At 49.2% G+C, this 23,150-nt stretch carries 17 protein-coding genes; 13 read left to right on the plus strand and 4 right to left on the minus strand.

Annotated elements, in window-relative coordinates:
* The first annotated feature begins 25 nt into the window (after positions 1-25).
* From MKX98_RS15550 to MKX98_RS15595, 10 genes are all read left to right on the plus strand, one after another.
* Positions 26-898 (plus strand): ABC transporter permease subunit, encoded by an 873-nt coding sequence (locus MKX98_RS15550; protein WP_220685343.1) that lies wholly within the window; start codon positions 26-28, stop codon positions 896-898.
* Positions 899-914: 16 nt separating this feature from the next.
* Positions 915-1,811, plus strand: a complete 897-nt coding sequence (locus MKX98_RS15555; protein WP_194542567.1) for a carbohydrate ABC transporter permease — start codon at positions 915-917, stop codon at positions 1,809-1,811.
* Between the two features lie 30 nt (positions 1,812-1,841).
* Positions 1,842-3,512, plus strand: a complete 1,671-nt coding sequence (locus MKX98_RS15560) for an ABC transporter substrate-binding protein (protein ID WP_071220663.1) — start codon at positions 1,842-1,844, stop codon at positions 3,510-3,512.
* Between the two features lie 15 nt (positions 3,513-3,527).
* Positions 3,528-4,400 carry a sugar phosphate isomerase/epimerase family protein gene (locus MKX98_RS15565; protein ID WP_339223988.1) on the plus strand — a complete coding sequence of 291 codons (873 nt, stop codon included), beginning with the start codon at positions 3,528-3,530 and terminating at the stop codon, positions 4,398-4,400.
* Between the two features lie 323 nt (positions 4,401-4,723).
* Complete coding sequence (locus MKX98_RS15570) at positions 4,724-5,206, plus strand: Rrf2 family transcriptional regulator (protein WP_194542569.1); 483 nt, start codon at positions 4,724-4,726, stop codon at positions 5,204-5,206.
* A gap of 21 nt (positions 5,207-5,227) precedes the next feature.
* Positions 5,228-6,220, plus strand: coding sequence for an LLM class flavin-dependent oxidoreductase (locus tag MKX98_RS15575; RefSeq protein ID WP_339223989.1), 993 nt, complete (start codon positions 5,228-5,230; stop codon positions 6,218-6,220).
* 134 nt (positions 6,221-6,354) lie between these two features.
* The gene (locus MKX98_RS15580; protein ID WP_339223991.1) at positions 6,355-7,101 is read left to right on the plus strand and encodes a DUF4184 family protein; all 747 of its coding nucleotides are present in this window, start codon (positions 6,355-6,357) and stop codon (positions 7,099-7,101) included.
* A 32-nt stretch (positions 7,102-7,133) separates the two neighbouring features.
* On the plus strand, positions 7,134-7,988 hold the full coding sequence (locus MKX98_RS15585) for a protein phosphatase 2C domain-containing protein (protein ID WP_339223993.1): 855 nt from the start codon (positions 7,134-7,136) through the stop codon (positions 7,986-7,988).
* A gap of 178 nt (positions 7,989-8,166) precedes the next feature.
* Positions 8,167-9,360, plus strand: coding sequence for an epoxide hydrolase N-terminal domain-containing protein (locus MKX98_RS15590; RefSeq protein ID WP_339223995.1), 1,194 nt, complete (start codon positions 8,167-8,169; stop codon positions 9,358-9,360).
* A gap of 100 nt (positions 9,361-9,460) precedes the next feature.
* Positions 9,461-9,631, plus strand: coding sequence for a hypothetical protein (locus MKX98_RS15595; protein WP_194542573.1), 171 nt, complete (start codon positions 9,461-9,463; stop codon positions 9,629-9,631).
* Between the two features lie 107 nt (positions 9,632-9,738).
* Here the strand turns inward: MKX98_RS15595 and MKX98_RS15600 are convergent, their stop codons facing one another.
* The 4 genes from MKX98_RS15600 to MKX98_RS15615 all read right to left on the minus strand — a co-directional run bounded on the left by MKX98_RS15600 (position 9,739) and on the right by MKX98_RS15615 (position 16,150).
* A complete protein-coding gene (locus tag MKX98_RS15600; RefSeq protein ID WP_339223996.1) occupies positions 9,739-10,908 on the minus strand; it encodes a Ger(x)C family spore germination protein in 1,170 nt (389 codons plus the stop codon).
* Between the two features lie 31 nt (positions 10,909-10,939).
* Positions 10,940-12,472 (minus strand): spore germination protein, encoded by a 1,533-nt coding sequence (locus tag MKX98_RS15605; protein ID WP_339223998.1) that lies wholly within the window; start codon positions 12,470-12,472, stop codon positions 10,940-10,942.
* Positions 12,473-12,475: 3 nt separating this feature from the next.
* Positions 12,476-13,564, minus strand: coding sequence for an endospore germination permease (locus MKX98_RS15610; protein ID WP_339224000.1), 1,089 nt, complete (start codon positions 13,562-13,564; stop codon positions 12,476-12,478).
* Between the two features lie 531 nt (positions 13,565-14,095).
* Complete coding sequence (locus tag MKX98_RS15615; RefSeq protein WP_339224003.1) at positions 14,096-16,150, minus strand: GxGYxYP domain-containing protein; 2,055 nt, start codon at positions 16,148-16,150, stop codon at positions 14,096-14,098.
* 319 nt (positions 16,151-16,469) lie between these two features.
* Here MKX98_RS15615 and MKX98_RS15620 point away from each other — a divergent pair, with 319 nt between their 5' ends.
* From MKX98_RS15620 to MKX98_RS15630, 3 genes are all read left to right on the plus strand, one after another.
* The gene (locus tag MKX98_RS15620) at positions 16,470-17,618 is read left to right on the plus strand and encodes a GntR family transcriptional regulator (RefSeq protein WP_194542577.1); all 1,149 of its coding nucleotides are present in this window, start codon (positions 16,470-16,472) and stop codon (positions 17,616-17,618) included.
* 165 nt (positions 17,619-17,783) lie between these two features.
* Positions 17,784-20,024, plus strand: coding sequence for a hypothetical protein (locus MKX98_RS15625; RefSeq protein ID WP_339224005.1), 2,241 nt, complete (start codon positions 17,784-17,786; stop codon positions 20,022-20,024).
* A gap of 24 nt (positions 20,025-20,048) precedes the next feature.
* A complete protein-coding gene (locus MKX98_RS15630; protein WP_339224008.1) occupies positions 20,049-23,126 on the plus strand; it encodes a glycoside hydrolase family 38 C-terminal domain-containing protein in 3,078 nt (1,025 codons plus the stop codon).
* Positions 23,127-23,150: the final 24 nt, after the last annotated feature.

Consider the following 23,150-nt stretch of genomic DNA (forward strand, 5'->3'; position numbering starts at 1 on the left):
GAAAAGTTTCATCCGCAGCTGGCAGTTGTATGCGCTTTTTTTACTTCCGCTGCTGTACATCATTATTTTCAAGTATGTGCCGATGTACGGAGCGCAAATTGCGTTTAAAGAGTTCAACGTCACGAAGGGGATCAACGGAAGTCCATGGGTAGGATTTGCCCAGTTCGAACGTTTCTTTCAATCGCATGAATTCTGGCGATTGCTGAAGAATACGTTCTCCATCAGCTTGTATACACTGATCGCCAGTTTTCCGTTTCCCATTATGCTGGCGCTTGGACTGAATTATGTAAGGAACCGGCGATTCAAGAATACCGTCCAGATGGTTACATACGCGCCGTATTTCATCTCTCTGGTCGTGCTGGTGGGCTTGATGCTGCAGTTTATGGATCCCAGAACGGGACTCATCAATACGATGCTCGGCTGGATCGGCATCGGTCCGTTTCACTTCATGGCGGAGGCGTCCTGGTTTCAGTCGATCTATGTGTGGTCCCATATCTGGCAGAATGTCGGGTTTTCCTGCATCATTTTTTTGGCAACGCTTTCAGGTATTGATCCGGCACTTCATGAAGCAGCCGTCATGGATGGGGCCACGAAAATGCAGCGGATGCGCCACATTGACCTTCCGGGCATTATGCCCATCGCCATGATTTTGCTCATTCTGAATACGGGGCAAATGCTGGAGACCGGCTTCGAGAAAATTCTGTTAATGCAGAACGCACTGAATTTGCGTTCATCCGAAGTCATTGACACGTATGTGTACAAGGTGGGATTGGTATCCCAAGCGATGAATTTCTCATATGCCACGGCGATTGGATTGTTTAAAGCGATCATCGGTTTCGTGCTGCTGTTGATCGTAAATCAAACGGCCAAAAAGCTGAAGCAGGAGAGTCTATGGTAAGGAAGGGAGGAATCGTATGCAATCACCTGCCATGAAGGAATCCGGCTCGGATCGCGTTTTTACGGTGGTCAACTACGCGATGTTATCCATTTTCCTAATCGTTGTGTTATACCCGCTCATTTATGTAGTCAGCGCCTCATTCAGTTCCAGCAGTGCGGTTTTGTCAGGAAAGGTATGGCTGTGGCCCGTCGAACCGACGCTCGAAGGCTACCGTGCGGTATTCAAAAATACGATGGTTGCCAAAGGCTTCATGAACACACTGTTCTATACGCTGGCAGGCACTGTGATCAATCTCATTCTGTCCGTCATGGCGGCGTACCCGTTATCACGCAAAGATTTTCGGGGCCGCAGCGTGTTCATGCTGTTGTTCGTGTTCACGATGCTGTTTAATGGGGGGCTGATCCCAACCTATCTGCTGGTGAAGGACCTCGGCATGATTGACACGATATGGTCGATGCTGATCCCGGGGGCGCTGTCGGTGTGGAATGTCATCATCATGCGCACTTATTTCCAGACGACCATCCCACAGGAACTGCTGGAGGCTTCCCAGCTGGACGGCTGTACCGATTTTCGCTTCCTGTGGCGCATCGTACTGCCGCTTTCGGGTCCCATCTTGGCCGTTATTGCTTTGTTCTATGCCGTTGGACACTGGAATCAATATTTCAACGCCATGATCTATTTAAAGAGCGCGGATTTGTACCCGCTCCAGCTTGTGCTTCGCGATATTCTGGTTCAGAACGAGGTGAATATCGAAATGCTCGGCGACGCCAAAACCGCTGCGGCCCGGCAAGGGCTGCGGGAGCTGTTGAAATATTCGCTGATCGTCGTGACCTCGGTTCCGCTGTTGATCGTATATCCGTTTTTGCAGAAGTTTTTTGTTAAAGGAGTCATGATCGGTTCGTTAAAGGGATAATCCATCCATTATTCAGGAGGGCGGGACGTTATGAGAAAAAGAACGCGAGTTATTATGGGTGCTTTCACCGCATTCAGCATCCTTCTTGCAGGCTGTACGGGTTCACAGAGCCCGAAGGGCTCGGATGAAGCGCCAAATGCGGGTACCGAGCCAATCGCCTTATCCGAACCGGGGACCTATCCGCTGGTTCAAGAGAAAACCACTTTAAAGGTGATGGTGCGGGGAAATCCGCTGGTCGAGAATTTCGAAACGAATGATTTTACCAAGTGGTACGAAGAAAAAACGAATGTGCACATCGAATGGGAGGTCGTTCCGGAGCAGAGCATACAGGAGAAGTTGAATCTTGTTCTTGCCAGCGAGGATTATCCCGACGTCATTATGGGTTTAAATATTTCGCCGGCGCAGCAGATGATATACGGCTCGCAGGGTGCCTTTCTTCCGTTGAACGACTTGATTGAGAAGCAGGGGACGAATACGAAGAAAATGTTCCAGGACAATCCGGAGATCCAATCCGCGATCACGGCGCTGGACGGCAACATCTATGCGCTTCCGGAAGTGAATGAATGTTATCACTGTTCCATGAGCCAGAAAATGTGGATTTATGAGCCTTGGCTGAAAAAACTCAATCTGAAGATGCCGGAAACCACGGATGAGCTGTACGAGGTGCTGAAAGCTTTCAAAGAGCAAGATCCGAACGGAAACGGCATGCAGGACGAAATTCCTTTGTCGATTTCTCCGAAATCCTGGAGCTCCTCCATCGATGCGTTCCTATTAAATTCATTCATCTATAATCCGGTTTACGGCTCGAGTTATAAGCATATATTCATAAAAGACGACAAGCTTGACGTGGCCTTCAACAAACCGGAGTGGAGGGAAGGCTTGCGGTATATGAATAAGCTGTACGCTGAGGGGCTTCTCGCTCCGGAGTCGTTCACGCAGGATGACAATCAATTGATACAGATCGGCGAGAATCCCGATACCGTGCTTCTTGGCGCTTCAACAGGCGGCCACCAGGGTATATTTACCCAACTCCTCGGCGAAAGCGGAAGATGGTTGGAATATAAGACCGTGCCGCCGCTCAAGGGACCGAATGGCGTTCGATACGCTGCTCTGGATTCCACCGGAATGAATCCGGGTGCATTTGTCATCACGAAAAAGGCGAAGCATCCTGAGCTCGCCTTGCGATGGGCGGATGGCCTGTACGAGCGGGAGCATACGCTGCGAAGCGTGTATGGCCGCCCGGACCAGGAATGGCGTGAAGCGAAGGACGGAGAGGTCGGCATCAACGGGGAGCCTGCGGTCTGGTCTGAGCTAAAGTCTTACGGCACGGTGCAGAACATCGCCTGGATTCAAACCGGCCCGAGCTTGCGGACGAATGATTTCCGTCTGAGCGCCGTTGCCAAAGGGGACGACGATCTGGAGGTCGTTTTGTACAACGAGACGAAGAATAAATACGAACCTCACAAACCTACCGATGTCAGCACCGTGCCGCCGTTATTTCTGACCAACGAGCAGGCGTCCGAGGTTGCGGATCTGTCCAAAACGATCAATGATTACGTGGATGAAATGATGGCCCGCTTCGTGATTGGCGATGCCGATCTGGATAAAGACTGGGATGGCTACGTTCAGCAATTGGAGGCCATGAATGTAGCCCGCTATCTGGAAATCTACCAGGAAGCGTATGATGGAAGAAGCAAATAAAGGAGGGATCCTAGAATGAGGGTTGGTGTGAGCACCTACAGCTTGCTGCCGGCTATTCGAGCAGGTGAGATGACGGTGCTGGATGTTGTGGAATGGATCGCCGAGAACGGAGGACAGCACATGGAGATCGTACCCTATGGATTTACGCTGGAGGACAATCCCGAGCTTACTGACGCAGTGCGTGAGCGGGCGGCGGAAGTCGGCATCGCGTTGTCCAATTATTCCATGCCCGCTAATTTCGTCCAGGAGAGCCGGAACGACTTTGATTCGGAGGTGGAACGAATCAAGCGACATGTGGATACGGTCAACCGGCTGGGAATGAAGCATATGCGTCATGACGTGACAGCTTTCACGCTGCCGCCTGAGAAGATGGGCATTGATTATGTGGAAACCCATCTGGATAGGATTGTAGAAGGGTGTCGTCTTATTGCAGATTACGCAGCCGGGTACGGTATTACGACTACGATTGAGAACCATGGCGTGAGCGTACAGGCGAGCGACCGTGTACAGCGTGTGCTTCAGGCGGTCGACCGACCGAACTTCAAGACAACTCTGGATATCGGGAACTTTCTATGCGTTGACGAGCAGCCGCTGGTTGGCGTGAAACGCAACCTGCCGCTGGCCTCGCTCATCCATGTGAAAGACTTCTATTATCGTCCGTTTGATCAGGACCCGGGTGGGGGGAAATGGTTCAGAACATCCCATGGCAATTACCTCCGAGGCTCGATCTTCGGCCAAGGTGATATCGATGTTCGCCGGATTCTGCGTCTCATTAAGAACGAGGGTTATGACGGAGACATTACGCTGGAATTCGAGGGTATGGAAGAATGCCGGGAAGGAACCCGGCTGGGTCTAGACAATCTGAAGCGGTTATGGGACGAAGCGTAGAAGCTTCCTCCGAATCCATTGGATATTGAGTTGCTTCATAGTATATTGAATGCACAAAAGAAACCGTTCTTTTCGTAAATGGTGTGGGTAGCCCCGCCATTTTACCAAAGAACGGTTTCTTTACGTCTAAATAAGTAGCATTCTGCACGACATAGCGGAGAGGACGAATCGATTCCAGACAAGCGTAAGCGCTCGCCTTAACCCCGTTTTACTTTCCGTTTGAAATGATATAATATATAACGTGGATATTGTTTATCCGATTTAATCACGAATGGTTATATGAGTGTGTAGTTTAGATAATTTTCCTGAATGAGGTGCTGTTTATGCATATGAAAACCGGCGTGGAACAGTCGGTGTACGCCCTGGTTCTGCTGAATATGCTGCCGGACAAGGCCGTGCTGCCCGGGGAAGCGATCAGCCAACAGCTGGGGACATCGGCAACCTATTTTCAGAAACTGTTAAGGAAGCTGGTAACAGCAGACATCATCACGTCTGTTCCCGGTATCAAGGGTGGTTTTAGATTAAAGAAGAAACCCGAGGATATCCGTGTATACGACGTATACCTCGCGGTAGAAGGGCAGCAATCCCTCTATTCATCCCACGGAATACTGGTAGACATGCTGGACTTGGAAAAGGAAGAAAGCTGCTGCCTGTTATCCGATTTAATGAAAGAAGCAGAGTCATCCTGGAAGGCTGTATTAAAGCGAGAGACCATCGCTTCGCTGACGGAGGAGATGCGCGGTGAGCGCTTTAAGGACAAGGTGGCGGCTTTAGAGGAATGGATCAACAACAAAATGGTCATTTGACCGAGGAAGGGATGAACTCTCATGAGATTAAGCGTATTAGATCAGGCACCCGTAACAAGCGGCAACACAGCGGAAGGCGCCTTGAATAAAGCGGAAGAACTGGCTGTCTTGGCAGATGAATTGGGATACAGCCGAATGTGGATGGCCGAGCATCATGGCGGGAATACCTTTGCCAGCTCCGCACCCGAAGTGACGGCAGCCCGGCTTGCAGCCAAAACCGACCGGATTCGCATCGGCACCGGGGGTGTCATGATGATGCATTATTCGCCCCTTAAACTTGCGGAAGTGTTTAAGACGTTGAGTGCTTTTACCCCGGGAAGGATTGATTTTGGTGTAGGACGAGCGCCAGGCGGTGATACGAGTGCCATGTACGCTTTGTCTGAAGGACGGCAGCTGATGCTTCATAACATGTATGATAAGCTGGCCGTTACCATGCAGCTCCTTCGTGACGAGATCCCGGAAGATGAACTCTACGCCAAGAACGCCGCTGCTCCAACCGGAGTTGCCCTGCCTGAAGTGTGGCTGCTGGGCTCCAGCGGCAATAGCGCGTTAAAAGCGGCTCAGATGGGAGTCGGCTACTCCTTCGCGCAATTCTTTAACGGAGCGATGAGCAGCGAAATATTGGATCATTACCGCGATAACTACCAGCCGTCCATATTCATGGAAAAGCCTGAGATTAATGTATCTTATATGGTGACGACGGCCGAAACGAAGGAAGAGGCCGAGTATGAAGCGCTGCCGCAGGATATTTTCCGCTTGATGATGAGCAAGGGCCGGATTACGCAGGTGCTGACGCCCGAAGAGGCTCAGAATGTGTCCTTAACGGAAATCGACCGGATGGCTATCCAGGAAGGCCGCAAGATCCATCTTGTGGGAGCGGTAAAGGATATTGCGGCACGCTTACAGGAAGAGCAAGCGAACTACGGATTCCAGGAAGCCATGATATGCAGCATTCCGCATTCGCAGGAGAAACGGCTGGAGGTTTACCGACTGCTCGCACGCGAATTGCTGTAATATAAAGTAGATGAGGGATAGGCGGATGCCTGTCCTTTTTTTAAGGTGAAATTTCTTTGCCTCTTATGAGTACGAATCTGTTAGAATAGTTAAAAATTAGCTATGTTCAACATTCGCAGCAGTTAGGAGATCTTATGCCGTTTACGTTCGCTCATCCTGTCATCACGATGCCTTGGTGGAAGAAGAAATCGCTGCCGGTATCAGCCCTAATAATCGGCTGCATGGCACCGGATTTTGAATATTTCATCCGATTTCGGGCGTCTGGCTTATGGAGCCACGAGGGTCCTGGCATCTTGCTGTTCAACCTTCCCATGATCTTGCTCCTGTACGTTATTTTCGAGACGGTGGTACGACCCGTTCTATTCGTATATTTGCCTTCATGGTTTCCATACCGATGGGATCGGGCAGGGAAGGTGCCGGCCACTTTTAAAGGTTGGCTTGTCGTAATGATCTTGGGATTAGTGGGCGTTGGCACACATCTATTATGGGATCAGTTTACGCATAAAGGTGCCTGGATCGTGAATCAGATTCCTTTTCTTACCCATTGGATACATATCGATTCCGTACAAATTCCGGTATATAAATTATGTCAGCACGGCAGCAGTCTGATCGGGCTGGTCCTGATCGTATGGTGGATCCATCGCCATTTATATGTAGCACCAGCGCAAAGAGAACATTCAAATTCGGTTCTACCATTTTGGTGCGTATTTATAGTGATCTATATTCTGGTTATGCTCATGGCCATGCTGCCGGTTGTTGATGGTGAAGGGATGACGTTTGTATTACAGCTTGTCGTTCCGGCTATCAGCAGCTTCATGCTGGCCCTGCTTGTAACATGTCTTGCCTTTTGGCGGGCTGCAAGGGTCAAGTTGCAAAGCTAGTAATTAGAATCGGAATCGACAGGAGGAGCGTTATGGTAACCGTTGAGCAATTCACGCATAGGGGAATCCATTTCTTAAACGAAGATGCACTTGTCATAAACGAACGAGCCTCATTGTATGGCGTGTTAGATGGAGTTTCATCCATCGTTCCATACCTCAGCGACAAGAAGGAAACCGGAGGTTACATCGCTGCCCAAACCGTGAAGAAGTACTTCGAATCACTGGACCGGGTTGTACAGCTTACGGATCATGTTGCGGAAGCGAACCAAAAGCTAAGAGAACTTATGCTGCAAGCCAATATTAACATGAAGAATAAAGAGGGCCTCTGGGGCACTGCCCTTGCTCTTGTTCGAATTCAAGAGGACCGTATGGAATTTATTCAGACAGGCGACTGCATGATTCTTGCCGTCTACCAAGATGGGGAGGTTCGCCCGTTAACCTGGAGACAAGTCGCTCATTTGGAATCTCCGGCCATCGCAAAATGGGAGGAGGGCGTGATTAAGGGATTAACCAATCAAAAAGACCTCCACGGGACGGTTATTGATATCATCAGGGCGAATCGCTTTCAGAGTAATACGAATGGAGGCTATGGCGTATTGAACGGAGAAGCCCAAGCTGCCCATTTTCTCGAATACGGAAAGATCAACAAGTCACGCTTAAAACACGTGATCTTGTTAACGGATGGTTTATTTTGGCCTGAACGCGATGTCCCGAGTGATCGATCCTATTGGAGTTATATGGCGCAGTGTATACTCGAAAAGGGGCTTGAGCAGTATGCACATGAATTACTTGAGGTCGAAGAGGCTGACCCTGATTGCTTAACTTATGCAAGATTCAAAAAATCCGATGATAAAACAGGCATGGTGATTCACTTTAACAACTCCTAAATGGTCAATCGATAAAGCTTTATGACTTAACAGAACCCGTGTATATCGCGGGTTCTTTCTTTACTTCTGAGTGACTAGGCACCCTCACAATATGAGAAATCTTCCACCAAAACACTGACACATTGTCGTCAGTGTTTCGCTCTTATAATGAAGAAAAAATTGAGAGCGAGGTAATCCGATGGCTAACAATCATCAAGATACCATGTACCAAGATTCCGAAATCTTCATCCGCCCCTTTCACATCGACATTCCTCAACAAGACATTGACGATCTGCGAGCACGTATAGCTCATACCCGGTGGCCTTCCCAGTTACCTGGCGGTGATTGGAGTCGGGGAATTCCTGTTTCGTATCTTAAAGAGCTGGTGGAATATTGGCAGAATGAATATGACTGGCGTGAGTATGAGCAAAAACTTAATGCATTTCCGCAATTTATAACGGACATTGAGGGTCAGCAGATCCACTTTCTTCATGTACGATCTCCCGAGCCACATGCCTTACCGTTGATCATGACCCATAGTTGGCCGAATTCCATCGTTGAATTCATGAACATCATTGGACCACTAACCAATCCACGAGCCTATGGTGGAGATCCAAGCATGGCTTTTCATATCGTGGCACCTTCGCTTCCAGGATTCGCCTTTTCCACTTTTCCGGAGCCGGCAGATGAGACACCGTGGAGCATCAAGCGCGTAGCCAGTGTGTGGGCTGAGCTGATGCACAGACTCGGTTATGAAGCTTATGGAGCACATGGCAACGATGCAGGCGCATTAGTTTCCCCCGAGCTGGCTATCCTTGATGCTGAGCATATGATTGGTGTTCATATTACAGGAGGGCTGGGTATCCCCATGGGAGATCCGAGTGAACTGGAAGGGTGCAGCGAGGAGGAAATGGCCGAAATTACTCATCTAGCCGAGCTGTTTGAAGGTGGGAGCGGTTATGCACCGTATCTGTCCAACCGACCGCAAACACTCAGTTATGGGCTGCTTGACTCGCCGGTGGCTGGACTTGCTTACCTTGTTGAGCGGTTTAAAGAATTTGACGGATGGCCTAAAAACACGGAAGAGATTCCTCTAGAACCGATCCATAAAGATCTGCTGCTCACTAACGCAAGCGTTTATTGGTTAACGCAGACATTTGCTTCCTCGGCCTGGACCTATTATGAAGGAGCAGCTGGGATGCCAACCAATCAGATGAGAGTCCCGACAGGGGTTTCCCATGGGGGAGGTTCTGTATTCCGGCGTATTGCAGAAGCCAAAAACAACATTATCCACTGGTCGAATCGCGAAAGTGGCAGTCATATGGTTGCCATGGCAGACCCGGAATCACTTATTGAGGATATAAGAGCATTTTTTAGCAAGCTTACCCGATAGGACAAGAATCACGAATGCGATATAACCGTACTTTGCCTAACAACATTTTCATGTCGAATTCATATTTTATGGTAATGGCATGGAGTGGGAGGTATGTCGTATGGGCCAAGGAACGCAAAGAAAACGCAGACAACAAGCAGCTTCAAAAAAAGCTACGGTTAAGCAATTGGCGTTCATTGCAGCTATCTTAGTATTGATTGCCTCAGCTATAGGCCTTTACGTCGCATATGATGACTTGTTTGAGGATGACGATGTGGACGTTATCATCTAACCAAGATGTTATATACCAATATCAAAAATTCGCTTTATCATATATGCCATATGGAGCTTCCTCCAAATCAAAGGCAGCCGTTCTTGACGTTCTTTTATTAAAGAGTGTCAGGAGTCTGCTTCGTCTTTAGTCTTCGGTGTAATCGGACTATTATGATGAGGGAGCAGCTTCATGCCGGCGTGATCCAGATGGATTTCGACGTGAACTGTCTCCAGTGCGCTTGGATCGATCGCTTGAGCAGATGACTGATTGACTTTTTTCCAAAGCCGGGTGTTCCTCCTGAACAACACGTGCTCCAAGCTGAATAGGTCCGTTTTTGAAGCAGCCCCATTTTTAAACGTAGTCAAAATTTCCTCGCGTACCCCCTTAGCTGCCTGTAATTCAAAATCCGTTTTGTTCATATCATCGAGTGCTTCCACTACGTTTCCACTTAACTTGACGCTAACGCGGTATTTGGGCATGCCGTTGACAATGTTTAGTTTCACGCTGATTTTAGGGTTGGATAATACCGCGACTCCTGCTAATTCACCGTTCTGATTGGTAATCGGGATGTGGGAACGCTTAGTATCGGCTTCCAGCCAGCGCAAACCGGTAAGCTTGTCATTGGTGAATAAGCCATTGGATACCCCTTTGGATATAGCAAATACTCCGTTAATCTCTAACTTCGGATCTTCTTTTTGGTTACGGCTCCATGTCTTTGTATCGATCGTCAGATTTGGAAGCAAAACCGTCCAGCCTGGTTCTGTCATCAGTGCCATGAAATCGAAATATCTAATCGGTTCAATATAGGATCTCTGTTTATATTCCTCAACAGGTTCATGGGCTAATGTATTTAAAGGGGAGAGGTTGAAAAATGCCGGGATATTCATCAATTGCTCGATCGAATCCTTTGTGCCGAATACCCAAGGCGTCATGCGAACCTCCTGGTAGCGACCGATGGTATCCAGTTTCGATAGGACATTCGATTTCAACACATTTTCACTAATGATAATACAGGAAATATGACTCCAGATCGTACGTTCCTGCGCAGAGTCATAAATGCCATTGATCGCCAAGTCCAAGGTTTTTCCTTTTGTTTTGGACGTCCATATTTGTGAGGGTTTATCAGACTTTCCTGAATCAATTTTGGCTACGGAAGTGAAATCCATCAGCTGGGTGTAAACGACAAAGTTTCCGTCTTCTTGATCGATTCCGATGGCAGTAATGTAATTGATGTCTTGAATCTCTTTAATGTCCCAGCAGCCGGTTAACAAATGGAGTAATACGATTAACCACATTAATTTTATGATTCTGACGCAGGTTGTCATTTCATTCAGGTTCCCTTTCTTCAGAGGAGTCATCTATCGTTTGAAGCATTTGCGGTCGTTTTTTGTTGAAAGCCCATGGTTTTTTTAGGAGGGAACTCATCAGATCTTTGAACGTTAATGGCGATAGGGGAGCTAAGTACGGAAGTCCGAAGGATTCGAGAACAGAGAGGTATGCGACAAGGGTTAATATGCCAATGAAGAATCCGAGCATACCCAGCAAGGCAGACCAGATGAGCACATAGAGTCGAATAATGCTGACCGTCCCGCTTAGCGTCTGATTGACTAAAGTAAAAGTCGCGACCGCGGTTGTTGCAGAGACAACCAGCATGGTTGGTGAAGTAAGGCCCGCACGGATGGCAGCATCACCGATAATGAGACCGCCTAAAACCGCGATGGTTTGACCGACTGCTTTGGGCAGCCTGATGCCAGCCTCTCTGAAAAGCTCGAACATACCCAGCATCAATAAGATCTCCATGGGAGAGGAAAGCGGAAGCCCAAATCTGGAAACAGTGACGGTCGCAAGAAGTAGAAAGGGGAGCTGATCGATGTTATAGCTTGTGAGGGCAATCCAAAATCCCGGTAGCATAATGGCGAGAAAGAGACCCAGCAGCCTGAGAAGCCGTTCAAAGATTACAAAGTAGTAGGGGAAGTAGGAATCTTCAGGCGTTTTTAATAATTCCATCAAATTGCATGGTGCAATTAACGCCATTGGCGAGCCATCCACAAGTATAACAAAACGTCCTCGAAGCAAACACTCCACTACAAAGTCCGGTCTGCCTATATAGTCCATCAGCGGAAACAGGGAGAGGGTGGAATCGGAAAGAGCCTCCTCCAGTTGGCCACTGGTAATGAGTGCATCGACATGGATGCCTTTTAATCGCTCTTTAGCCTCGTTGACGACTTCAGGGCGTATGATATCGGAAATATATAGAAGTGAAACCCGGGTCTGGCTGCGCTCTCCGATGATCATTTGTTCATTATGGAGTGTGGCCGTGCGCAGCCTTTTTCGGACAAGTGCCACGTTCGTGGTGATATCCTCCGTAAAAGCGTCCCTAGCCCCTTTGATGGCCACCTCGGTATTGGATTCATCAGGCTGTCTATTTGGGCGTGCGGCAATATTGATGGAATAACAGCATTTTTCTGTTGTAAAAAACAGGATCATGTGCCCTTCGAACAAAAGCTTTACAACGTCGGCATGCTGGTTAATTTCACTCCATTCCATCGATTTATCCAATTCTCTGGTCAGTGCTTCCCACTCATTGAAGTGCTCCAGCTTTTCTTCCAGATCCGGCAGCACATATTGGGTCATCAGCGTGGGATCAACCATACCTTCGCAGTAGATGAGCAATGCAGGAAACGCACTAACCTTCTTTGCCGGAAAGGATTGGATGACAACGTCTGCGGAAGAGGCAAACATGGAACGCAGGGTGTTCTCATCCAATGTATCGAGAGCAGGCTTGCGGCGGTCAACTGCAAACTGAGCTTGTTTCGATTGTCGACGGAACATTCGATTTCGAGGTCTGTGATGTGTCATCGTCTACCCGCCCCTTTTGGTTTTAGGTTTAAATGTTACTAGGATCGCAATGAATAGCGTTAGCCCAGACAGGAAGCCAAGGAATGCAGCAGAGTATTTGCCGAGAACGAATAACTCGATTTGTCGATCGATTACCGGTATTAAAGAAAAGACAGTCAGTGCGGTACCCAACCCTAACAAATACCAAAGGCGTCGCCTGGATTTTTTAAATGAGATACCATCGGCCATAATAAGCAGGAAAAGAGAGATGCGGATTAATGTCCCTGATATCCATTGGTATAGAGCCAGAAAATCGACATGGGTTATATATTTCGTAATGGTGACCAGCATCCACTGTTCGTAGGCAGGGTAGCGGGATTCCATCGCGGGAACAGGACCGAATGTGGCGATCGCTCCCATCAATGGTCCCAGCGTGAGCCCGCCGAGAAGAACCGATAAAATAACAATCGAGAGGTAATTCATCTTTCGTTTCATATGATGCTGAAGAAAGATCAGCACAATCATCTCCATGAACCCGCCACCGGCTACGATCATGCTCTTGAGCATAGGAGTGTAACCTTCAACGAATAGCGGAGTTAACAATGAGTAGTCCTTATATTGAAGATTCGACACAGCTACAAAATGGCCCAGTACCCACACAACGGGGAGCAAAATGCCGGATATGATCGCTATCGAGCGAATCCCGTTATTGGCCACATATACGCATAGCAGAATAATGGTCAGCGAGACGACCGTTTTCGGCGTTTGCGGCAGGTAGGTAACCCGAATCCATGTCACCGTTTCTCTTAATATGACTATGGACATCCAAAAAAAGTAGAGTGACATGATGCATATAAATATCCAGCCGATGATCGGACCAAAACCATCTTTGAACCAGGCGAATATCGATTGTTGCTGCGTTCGTTTCATGATAAAAAACAAAATGTAGACCCAGCCTATATGCAGGATCATGGTCAGCAGGGTGCCCATCCATGCGTCGCGACCCGCGTACTGCAGAATAAGCGGAATCAGGATGACATGATTGGTGATACCCAAGGACAACAGCATGATGAAGTAGACCTCAATCAATGATATCTTTTTGCTAGTGGGCATTATACTAATCTCCATATGAGGGAATACATGCTAATCGATATAGTGAGTATTCACCATTTGCCGCATTTTATGTATAAGGGGAAGAGTTCGGTCTTCTGTCGAATGGATGTGGTTTTTGCGATTACCCAAGAAATAATCAGGAGAAATCATCTGGATGCAAGCTACCGAGACTGCGGAAATCGGGTGAGCTGTTGTGTGGAGGGAGAGGAAATGTGCTGGTTACGGAGGATGCATGGTGGAGATCATGGAGTGGTGAGTTTCTATTGCTTCTTGAATTAGGAGGATGATCGCATTTAATTAATGCTATTAATTAAAATAGTTAACTACATTAAATGCATACAGCGAATAGTGACCGTAAGATTAATTAACGGCATTAACTAACTATATTTAATGTCGTTAATTATCCCTCCTAAATCCCGTAACCACGGGGTGGGGAAGGATCTCCATTCCATCATAAAAAACATCGCAGATCCCAAGAAAATCGGACCTGCGATGCCCTTAATACATCTGTCACTTGTTAATCGAAAATCGTCATTTCTTGATTGGCAAGTTGTAGCTTTCGCGGATCAAGGAGAAATAATGATCCGCGCGAACGACTTTGAAATCTGCCCCGAGCTGTTCGGTCAGCGCCAGCGCATCGGACGGGGTCATGCTCCATGCGAGCATACCGAGCGAGACGAACAACGGTGATTTACCATCCCAATTCGCTTTGGCTTCATTGAGCACCTGCAATCCGTCTTGAACGGTGCTGATCCCCCGGATCGTAGACACGGGCAGGCTGTCGCCGATAATTTCAACCCCGTATTTGTCTTCATAACTAATAAATAAACCAGGTACGTTATATTCCTCCTCATAAGCTTTTGCTTTAAACGGTGATAACGGCACATTTTCGCTGTCGATTCGGTTCAGTACATAAGGGATTGTCATTCCTGTCTTTTTCATATACTTCTCGGTTTGCTGCAAAAATTCACGGAAGCTAGCGTCAGGCCATGGACTCGGATAGAAGTAACCGGCACCGGAAGGTCCGGCAATGAGCAAATCGTTCTCTGTTGCCGTGTTTAGATAGTAATTCAATATAGCAGGGGCACCTTCATAGAGCAATGGGCTTGAAGTCCAGTTTATCGGAACCTTGCCTCTGGCCGGGTCATCCCACATGACGCGCATGCGATGCTGGTTATATTGAAAGTTGTCGCCTTCCGTAAAGGTATAGGTCACATAAATTTTGTTCTCAAGCGCCGGTTGTGGAGGTGTTTTCGCCAGCTTGAACTTCGGCTTGGTTCCCGAAAAAACGGTCAGATTGCTGAACCAATCGGCTGCCAGCACATAGACGCCGTAACGGGAGGCTATCTCGACCGAGCTGAACTCGCCTTCCACATCGTTGCTGAACCAGCCGAGGTATGGGGTGCCCGGCTCCACATCGGACATGATTTTCTCGAAAAGCGCTTTTTGTTCAGGTACATTGGAATCGAGCCAGAATACCATCGCTTTATTGGCAACGGCATAATCTCTTAAATAGCCATAGGGCTCCTGCTGCTCTGCAGAAGGCGGACGGATATTCCCCGCCGAAACCTTGTACTGGTTCCACATATCAACTTCTGCGGTCAGTATCTCGGTTCCCGCAGGCGGAGTGAATTCATATACAAAATAACTGCCGTTATCGGCAAAGCGGTGACCGCCTTGGCCTTCACTGAACTTGGAGTTTTGCCGATCATAGAGATAAGACTCTTCTTCAGGCGTTCCTGCGATGAAGCTCGCTATCTCTTTGTCGTCAGCCTTGATCGTTATTTCATGAACCGCGGGTCCCCAGCCATCCTGGGTAAAAGCATCATCAAAGCGCAGATAAACGGATGCTTCTCCCAAGAGGGAGGAGAGGTCGAGGTTATAAGTATCACGGTTGCTCGCATCCCGCACCTGCTGCTTCTCTTCCGCAATCGTCACGAACGATTCAGGCATTCCGGAAGGAATACGAATCGCTGTATCCGGATCCAGCCCGATCAGCATCTGATGAGTTGTCTGCTCCCACAGATGCTCATATTGCCAGGTGTATGCTTCAAGTCGATTATCGAATTTACCGCGAAGATCGTCGAGGATCTTCAAGTCGAATGGAGCTTTAGACAATTTGTCGGCCAGCTCAGGGCTGGCAACGACCGCATTCTTCAAACCTGCGAGCGTGGTGGCGACATTAATCGTATCAGGAACTTCCGGATCATATACAATCATGCCTTTCGCCTCGCTGCGATATGCGGAGAACACGTCCCAATAGTCTTCATGAAGCGTGTAAGGAACATTGATATCGTTAAGCCAGGTCATTTTCCCTTCTTCCTGGGATTCAATCAAATAGATTCGGGGCTGTTCCCTGTTTACGATTCCCTGCAAGGTCCCTAACAACAATTTGATGTCACCTGGTGCATCATAAATATCTGCGACGTCCAGATGCTTAGGCTTCTTGAAACTTGGCAGTTCACGATGATTGGAGCTGTCAGTTTGCGCTGACTGTGGATTCGTTTCCGAAGCATAAGCTGCGCTGGTCGTTAATGAAAAAGCACATAGGATAGCTAAACAGAGAATCGTGAATCTACGAGCCATGGCGAATTCACTCCTTGTTATGATCTATGGTCAGAAATCAAAGCGTGTGTTCATCCGCAAACATCGATCCTCCTTTTTCGGCCCAATAGCCGGTCAACACTCCGCTTATCAACACATATTTAATATATTCAAGTATGGTTTTACAAGTAGTTCGACAAAACTTCCTATAATTCTTGAAAATCAGGCAAATTAAACATAGGTGTATCAAGAGTTTGTCGTTATAGTCTGGTGATCGACTCATGCTTGTTTATTGCGCTTGTATGTGTAAGGATATATTATATATTTCAAATATCATGAATGAATTGGTGATGTGATTAGAATGAGTGCAAACGATCGAATTCCGTTGTATCAGCAAATCCAGGACTATATAAGGCACGTCATAACAACAGAAAATATGAAGCCTGGGGACCGCATTCCGACAGAGAAGGAGCTGATGGATCAGTTTCATGTCAGTAAAATAACGGTTGCCAATGCCCTAACCGGATTAGCGAATGAGAAATTAATTGCCCGGGTGCCGGGCAAAGGCAGTTTTGTAGCAGAGGAGGCCGATTTCTTAACTGCGGGCCAGTCATCAACTGCGAAGCTTAAGGGAAAAGAGGGGAAGCTGGCTACGGGCATCATAGGCGTGATCATGCCCACCATCCATGATTATTTCGCCATCAGGCTCATTGAGGGAATCCAAGCTGCGCTGAATGACGAAGGTTATCGCAGCATGATCATGCTGACCGACGGCAAGCTGGAAAAAGAAAAGGATGCCATCAAAGAGCTGAAGGCTCTCGGAGCCGAAGGCCTGTTGATTTTCCCGGTAGACGAAGAGAACTACAACGAGGAAATACTGGGTATGAAGCTATCCGGGTTTCCTTTTGTGCTGATTGACCGGTATTTGCCAGGGGTCGAGACGCATTATATTGCGGCTGATGGAAGGCGCGGTACGAGGCTCGCCGTTGAACATCTATGGGAGTTAGGACATCGGGACATCGCCATATGCTCGGATTCTCCCCTGCAAACCGTCACGGTTCAGGAGCGGATCGAAGGCTATATTGATGCATTAAAGGACAAGGGCGCATTAATCAATCCGGCGCATATGATTACGGATTTCAAACCGCTGAGTGTGCTCAAGGATGCCGAAGCTCATCCATTGTACCGATATATCCGAAATCGCATGGTTACCGCCTATATCTCGCTAAACGGGAGATTGGGCGTCCAAATCTATCAGATGGCCAAGCAAGCGGGACTTCGCGTGCCCGAAGACGTTTCGATCGTCAGCTTCGACGATCCGACTTCTATCGTGGAGGAATTCAGCATATTTACCCATGTCAAACAGTTTGAATGGGATATGGGATACCAGGCTGCCGGTAAACTGCTCGAAGTATTGCGCGGTCATGGAGAAGTGAAGAGCTACAGCAAATTGCTGATTGAGCCGGAGCTGGTCATTCGCCAAACGTCGGGTCATGTTCCACAAACGTAATACTTACGCTAAGGAAAAGCCTTTTCCGTTAACTAACGGAGAGGGCTTTTTTTATTTCTCACTAAAAAACATATTGAATATATTAATATTATATATTATATTCTAGAAAATGATGGATACCCAAGAAGCAAGAGTGCATCTAACCAGAGCAGGGAGGTTTAGAACGTGCCAAGAGACCGCAGAGAAGAACGAACCGGTTTTCAGGAATCGGCCCCTTATCATCCCGACTATGATCTTCAGACTGACTTTGTGATGGTCTACGGAATTGATAAAACGATGCCGGAGCGCATTCAGAAATGGAAGGACAAAGGATATATCGTCCATCTGATGACAGGAGTCGCATGGGGGACATACAACAACTACCTGGACGGGGAGGTTGACGGCTTATCACATTGGGATGAAGCACAGACCGATCGTCACGGAGAGATGATCCTGCATGGCAAACAACCGGTTATTCCTTACATGGTGCCAACGATTTCCTTTGGGCGCTATCTAGCGGATCGAATACGCATTGCGGTTGATGCGGGCGTAGAGGCCATTCATCTGGAGGAGCCCGAATTCTGGGTAAATGGCGGTTATTCGGAAGCATTTAAGCGAGAATGGCTGCTGTATTACAAAGAGCCATGGATTCCACCGCACGTTTCCCCAGACGCACAATACCGGGCTTCCAAATTGAAAGCGTATTTATATACACGCGTGCTGGACCGGTTATGTGCAGAGATGAAGGATTACGCGCTGCATCGTTATGGCCGAGTCCTTCGCTTTTACGTTCCGACTCATTCCCTGATCAATTACACGCAGTGGCGAATTGTCAGCCCGCAATCCGGGCTCGTTGAGCTTCCGTCCATTGACGGGTACATTGCACAGATCTGGACGGGGACGTCCCGAACGCCGAATGTGTATGAAGGACTGCGCAAGGAACGGACGTTTGAAACTGCTTACCTTGAATATGGCGTGATGCAGGAGCTGGTCCGCGGAACCGACAGACGCATGTGGTTCTTGCATGATCCGATTGAAGATAACCCGAACCACACTTGGGCGGATTACAAACAGAACTACTTAAAGACCGTGGTCGCCTCACTGCTGCATCCCGGAGTGGCCCATTACGAAGTTTCACCCTGGCCGCGAAGAATCTTTAAGGGAACTTATCCATCTGAAGACGGCTCGGGTAAGGAGTCCATCCCGTCTGACTATGCAACGACGCTGCTCCAGGTCATGCACACGCTGGGTAACATGGACCAGGAAGTGATCGAATCGGCAGAAGATGAGTTGCAGGTTGGCGTTCTTATTGCCGACTCCGCGATGTTTCAGCGGATGAAGCCGGATCCGGAAGCGCCCGATGCCGGTAAATACGACGGTACGGACCCTGAAGGATTTCAGGCGGAAGGGGACACCGAGCTTCTCGATTTTTCCCCTTTCTACGGTCTGTCACTGCCGCTGCTGAAACATGGAATCCCGGTTCGTCCGCTTCAGCTGGATAATGTAAGGCGGTATCCGGGTTATTTGGCTCCATACCGCGTGCTGGTTCTGAGCTATGAGTTCATCAAACCGGAGTATCCGGACATTCATAATGCTCTTGCCCAGTGGGTGCAGGATGGCGGGGCGTTGATCTATGTTGGCGATGACAGCGATCCATATCACGGTATTCGTTCATGGTGGAACAATGACCGCAAGGATCAACCGTTTGGCTCGAAGTATAACTCGCCGCGGGAGCATCTGTTTGAGCAGCTTGGCCTGAAGGGGAAAGCGGAAGGCGTCCATCCGGTAGGAAAAGGCATCGTGTGCTGGTTGGATCAGCATCCGGCTGAACTCACCCTATCCAAAGCGGGGGCAGACCGGCTGCGGCAAGCCGTCCAATCCACGCTGGAAGCACATCATGGCGCAGAACGACCGTGGAATTCCAAACATTATTTCAAGCTCAAGAGAGGCCCTTATCTGATCGCTTCGGTTCTGGAGGAATCGATCTCCGCTGAGCCGTTGAATATCTCGGGCCCGATTGTGGACTTGTTCGATTCGAAGCTATCCGTTCTGGATCAGGTTACGTTAAGCCCCGGGAAACAGGTGCTGCTCTATGATGTTGAGGCCGGACGTCCTTCGGACGGCAAGGTGTCCGTCATTGCCGCTTCCTCCCGAATCGAGGATCTTGTCCAGACGGAATCAGGCTTCCGATTCATCGCGAGAGGGCCGTCCAATCTGCAGGCAAGCGCGAGATTGTATTGCCAAATGGAGCCGAAATCTGTACAGTACGTTATTCAGGATCAAGCCGTACCTGCTGAATGGGAGTGGGATCCGAAGTCGCAAACCGTGCTGCTGCAGTATGAACATGGCAGCGTGAACCATGCAGAGATCCAGGTGGATTGGACAGCAAGGAAAGCGAAGTTCATATCTGACTCTGCAGCCGATTGACGCACTAGAGAGGAGCAAATCATCATGCCATACGAACCGATAAGGCCGGAACGGTTAAAACAAATGTTAAACCAGCTTCGGGAAGCGATATATGAGCCGGTTGCCGAGTTGGAAGTGAAGGCATGGGTTACGCCCGAGCCCGTATCGTTCATGGATCGAATGACGGGTGCGCCAATGACGCTTGTCCACGGAGAACGATGGGGCAACCTGTGGGACTGTGCCTGGTTCCGATTTACCGGCAGCCTTCCGGAAAATAGCTGTAAGGAAGACCACGTCCTTTTACTGGACATTAACGGCGAGTTGTGTCTGGTGGACCGGGAAGGATCTCCGGTCCAGGGATTGACTACCGTGAATTCGGAATTCGATTTTTCATTAGGACTCCCCGGCAAGCGTGTTGTCCGGCTTCATGAGATGTACATGAGCGGATCTGACATTGAAGTATGGGCAGATGCAGGCAATAACGATCTCTTCGGCAAATACCAGGGAGGCTCTTTGAAAGAGGCTGTCATCGCAGTCTGCCGGGAAGACATTCGAGGCCTATATTACGATGTCGAAGTCCTCTTGGAAGCTGCCGAGCAGCTCCCTGCCGGAACCGCGCGCAAAGAGAAAATCTATCAGGCCCTCTATGACGTATCACTGAAGTTAACGGAATTCTCGCCGGAGCAGGTCAAACAAGCGAAGAAGCAATTGGATAAACAATTAAGCTTGCAGGGAGGCGATCCGGTCTTAACGATCAGCGCGGTGGGTCATGCGCATATCGATTTGGCCTGGCTGTGGCCCATCCGCGAAACGATCCGGAAAGGCGCCAGGACGTTCTCGACCGCGCTTCGCATGATGGAACGCTATCCGGAGTATGTATTCGGCGCAAGCCAGCCCCAGCTGTACGACTGGATGAAACAGCATTATCCCGCGTTATATGAACAGATCAAGGAGCGGGTACGCGAAGGCAGATGGGAACCGCAGGGGGCCATGTGGGTGGAGTCGGATACCAATGTGCCGGGCGGCGAATCTCTGGTGCGCCAGATCCTGTATGGCAAGCGGTATTTTCAGCAGGAATTCGGTTTGGAGATGAAATCGCTCTGGATGCCGGATGTTTTCGGTTACTCCGCTAGCCTGCCACAGCTGCTCAAGAAGTCGGGCGTGGATTACATGATGACCCAGAAGCTTTCCTGGAGCGAATATAACCGGCACCCTCACCATTCCTTTCTATGGGAAGGGATTGACGGCTCCGCCGTATTAACGCATATGCCGCCTGAAGATACGTACAACAGCCCGGCAGCCCCGCGTTCCATCGCCAAAGCGGAGCGGGAATATTTAGATAAAAATGTATCCAGTCATGCCCTGATGCTCTTCGGCATCGGGGACGGCGGCGGCGGTCCTGGTGAAGAGCATTTGGAGCGGCTTGCACGCGAGAAGAACCTGCTTGGTCTATCCCCTGTCATTCAGGAGCCCTCGTGGAAGTTCTTTGAGCGATTGAACGAAGAACGCGATTCATTCCAGACGTGGCGCGGTGAGCTTTATCTGGAAAAGCATCAAGGCACCCTGACCAGTCAGGCGCGAAGCAAGCGGTACAACCGGAAGATGGAGAAAGCGCTGCGTGAGCTGGAGTTTGCTTCCGTGCTGGCAGCCCGGTTAGGCAGGACATACCCGTCCGAGACGCTGGAGACGATCTGGAAAGAAGTTCTGCTGTATCAATTCCACGACATTCTTCCGGGCTCTTCCATTAAGCGGGTGTATGATGAGTCGTTAGAACGTTATGAAGAGCTGCTATCAAACACGGAAGCTATGATTGCCGAGACCTATCGCTATCTGGCAGATCACATTTCACACGATGCCAAAGCTTCTCCCGGAACGGTCGTATTTAATTCGCTGCCTTGGGAACGCCGGGAGTGGCTGCGCGCGAAAGGAAGATGGCATCACGTTGTGGTTCCATCGATGGGCTACACCGTCATATCGAATGACGCCGATACCGGAGCTGAAGATGAAGTAGCCTCAGGCATTGAAATGCTTTTGGAAACACCGGAAGCGGAATTAGACGTTACAGTTTCCGAGCGAAGCCTGGAGAACGACAAACTGATCGTGAAGTTTGATCAAAACGGGGGCATTCTATCGATCCTGGATAAGGCGGAAGCTCGCGAAGTCATCCAGCAAGGCCACTCGGGTAACGATCTTCGCGTGTACCATGACGAGGGGGATGCATGGGATTTCCGTCATGACTATTCGGCGAATCCGGGCAAGCCGTTAAACCTCCTCGCGATACAGAAGCTGCGGGACGGCCCGCGAATCGGGCTGGTCTTCGAATACGCATATGGCGAATCTGCGCTGACGCAGACCGTTGTGCTGACGGAGGGCAGCCAGCGTATCGATTTCGAGACGTCCGTCGATTGGAGAGAGAACGGCAAGATGCTAAGAACCTCGTTCCCGGTCAATATACGTACGGATCAGGTTCATTGCGAGATCCAGTTCGGCAGCTTGAGCAGGCCGACCCACCGCAATACGATGTGGGATTTTGCGAAGGACGAGATTTGCGCCCATCAATGGATTGATTTATCGGAGCCGGATTATGGGGTCGCGCTGCTCAATGATTGCAAATACGGCCATCGGGCGATCCATAACGTGCTGGATCTGCATTTGCTTCGCAGCAGCTCTTATCCGGATCCGGATGCAGACCGTGCGGAGCACCGATTCACATATTCGTTATATCCGCATCAAGGGAACCATGTTCAAGCCGAAATCTATCGACGAGGCAATGAGCTGAATATCCCGCTTCGGGCGATATCCTTGCCTTCCGTGCCTGACCAAGCGACAGGAAAGCTTCCGTCTTCCCAAGCATTTCTGCGGCCGGATCATCCGAACATTATGGTGGAATCCGTCAAGAAAGCCGAGGATGGCGACGACATCGTGGTTCGTCTGTATGAAACATCGGGAACACATGCCAGCACGACACTTCATTGTGGATTTGAAGCGGCCGAAGCCTGGACTACGGATCTGATGGAAAACATCCTTGCAGCGCTGCCGCTTGGCGAAGCATCCAACAAAATTACGCTATCCTTTACGCCATTTGAAATCATTACGCTGCGTTTGAGATTACCGCTAGGATAACCCGGGGCGGCGCGTCCGCCCCAC

Source organism: Paenibacillus sp. FSL W7-1332, from assembly GCF_037969785.1.
GTDB lineage: Bacteria > Bacillota > Bacilli > Paenibacillales > Paenibacillaceae > Paenibacillus_AQ.

Excerpts from the sequence above, each read along its gene's own strand:
- MKX98_RS15555 (WP_194542567.1), top strand. The coding sequence starts at position 915 with ATGCAATCACCTGCCATGAAGGAATCCGGCTCGGATCGCGTTTTTACG.
- MKX98_RS15560 (WP_071220663.1), top strand. The coding sequence starts at position 1,842 with ATGAGAAAAAGAACGCGAGTTATTATGGGTGCTTTCACCGCATTCAGC.
- MKX98_RS15565 (WP_339223988.1), top strand. The coding sequence starts at position 3,528 with ATGAGGGTTGGTGTGAGCACCTACAGCTTGCTGCCGGCTATTCGAGCA.
- MKX98_RS15570 (WP_194542569.1), top strand. The coding sequence starts at position 4,724 with ATGCATATGAAAACCGGCGTGGAACAGTCGGTGTACGCCCTGGTTCTG.
- MKX98_RS15575 (WP_339223989.1), top strand. The coding sequence starts at position 5,228 with ATGAGATTAAGCGTATTAGATCAGGCACCCGTAACAAGCGGCAACACA.
- MKX98_RS15580 (WP_339223991.1), top strand. The coding sequence starts at position 6,355 with ATGCCGTTTACGTTCGCTCATCCTGTCATCACGATGCCTTGGTGGAAG.
- MKX98_RS15585 (WP_339223993.1), top strand. The coding sequence starts at position 7,134 with ATGGTAACCGTTGAGCAATTCACGCATAGGGGAATCCATTTCTTAAAC.
- MKX98_RS15590 (WP_339223995.1), top strand. The coding sequence starts at position 8,167 with ATGGCTAACAATCATCAAGATACCATGTACCAAGATTCCGAAATCTTC.
- MKX98_RS15595 (WP_194542573.1), top strand. The coding sequence starts at position 9,461 with ATGGGCCAAGGAACGCAAAGAAAACGCAGACAACAAGCAGCTTCAAAA.
- MKX98_RS15600 (WP_339223996.1), bottom strand. The coding sequence starts at position 10,908 with ATGTGGTTAATCGTATTACTCCATTTGTTAACCGGCTGCTGGGACATT.
- MKX98_RS15605 (WP_339223998.1), bottom strand. The coding sequence starts at position 12,472 with ATGACACATCACAGACCTCGAAATCGAATGTTCCGTCGACAATCGAAA.
- MKX98_RS15610 (WP_339224000.1), bottom strand. The coding sequence starts at position 13,564 with ATGCCCACTAGCAAAAAGATATCATTGATTGAGGTCTACTTCATCATG.
- MKX98_RS15615 (WP_339224003.1), bottom strand. The coding sequence starts at position 16,150 with ATGGCTCGTAGATTCACGATTCTCTGTTTAGCTATCCTATGTGCTTTT.
- MKX98_RS15620 (WP_194542577.1), top strand. The coding sequence starts at position 16,470 with ATGAGTGCAAACGATCGAATTCCGTTGTATCAGCAAATCCAGGACTAT.
- MKX98_RS15630 (WP_339224008.1), top strand. The coding sequence starts at position 20,049 with ATGCCATACGAACCGATAAGGCCGGAACGGTTAAAACAAATGTTAAAC.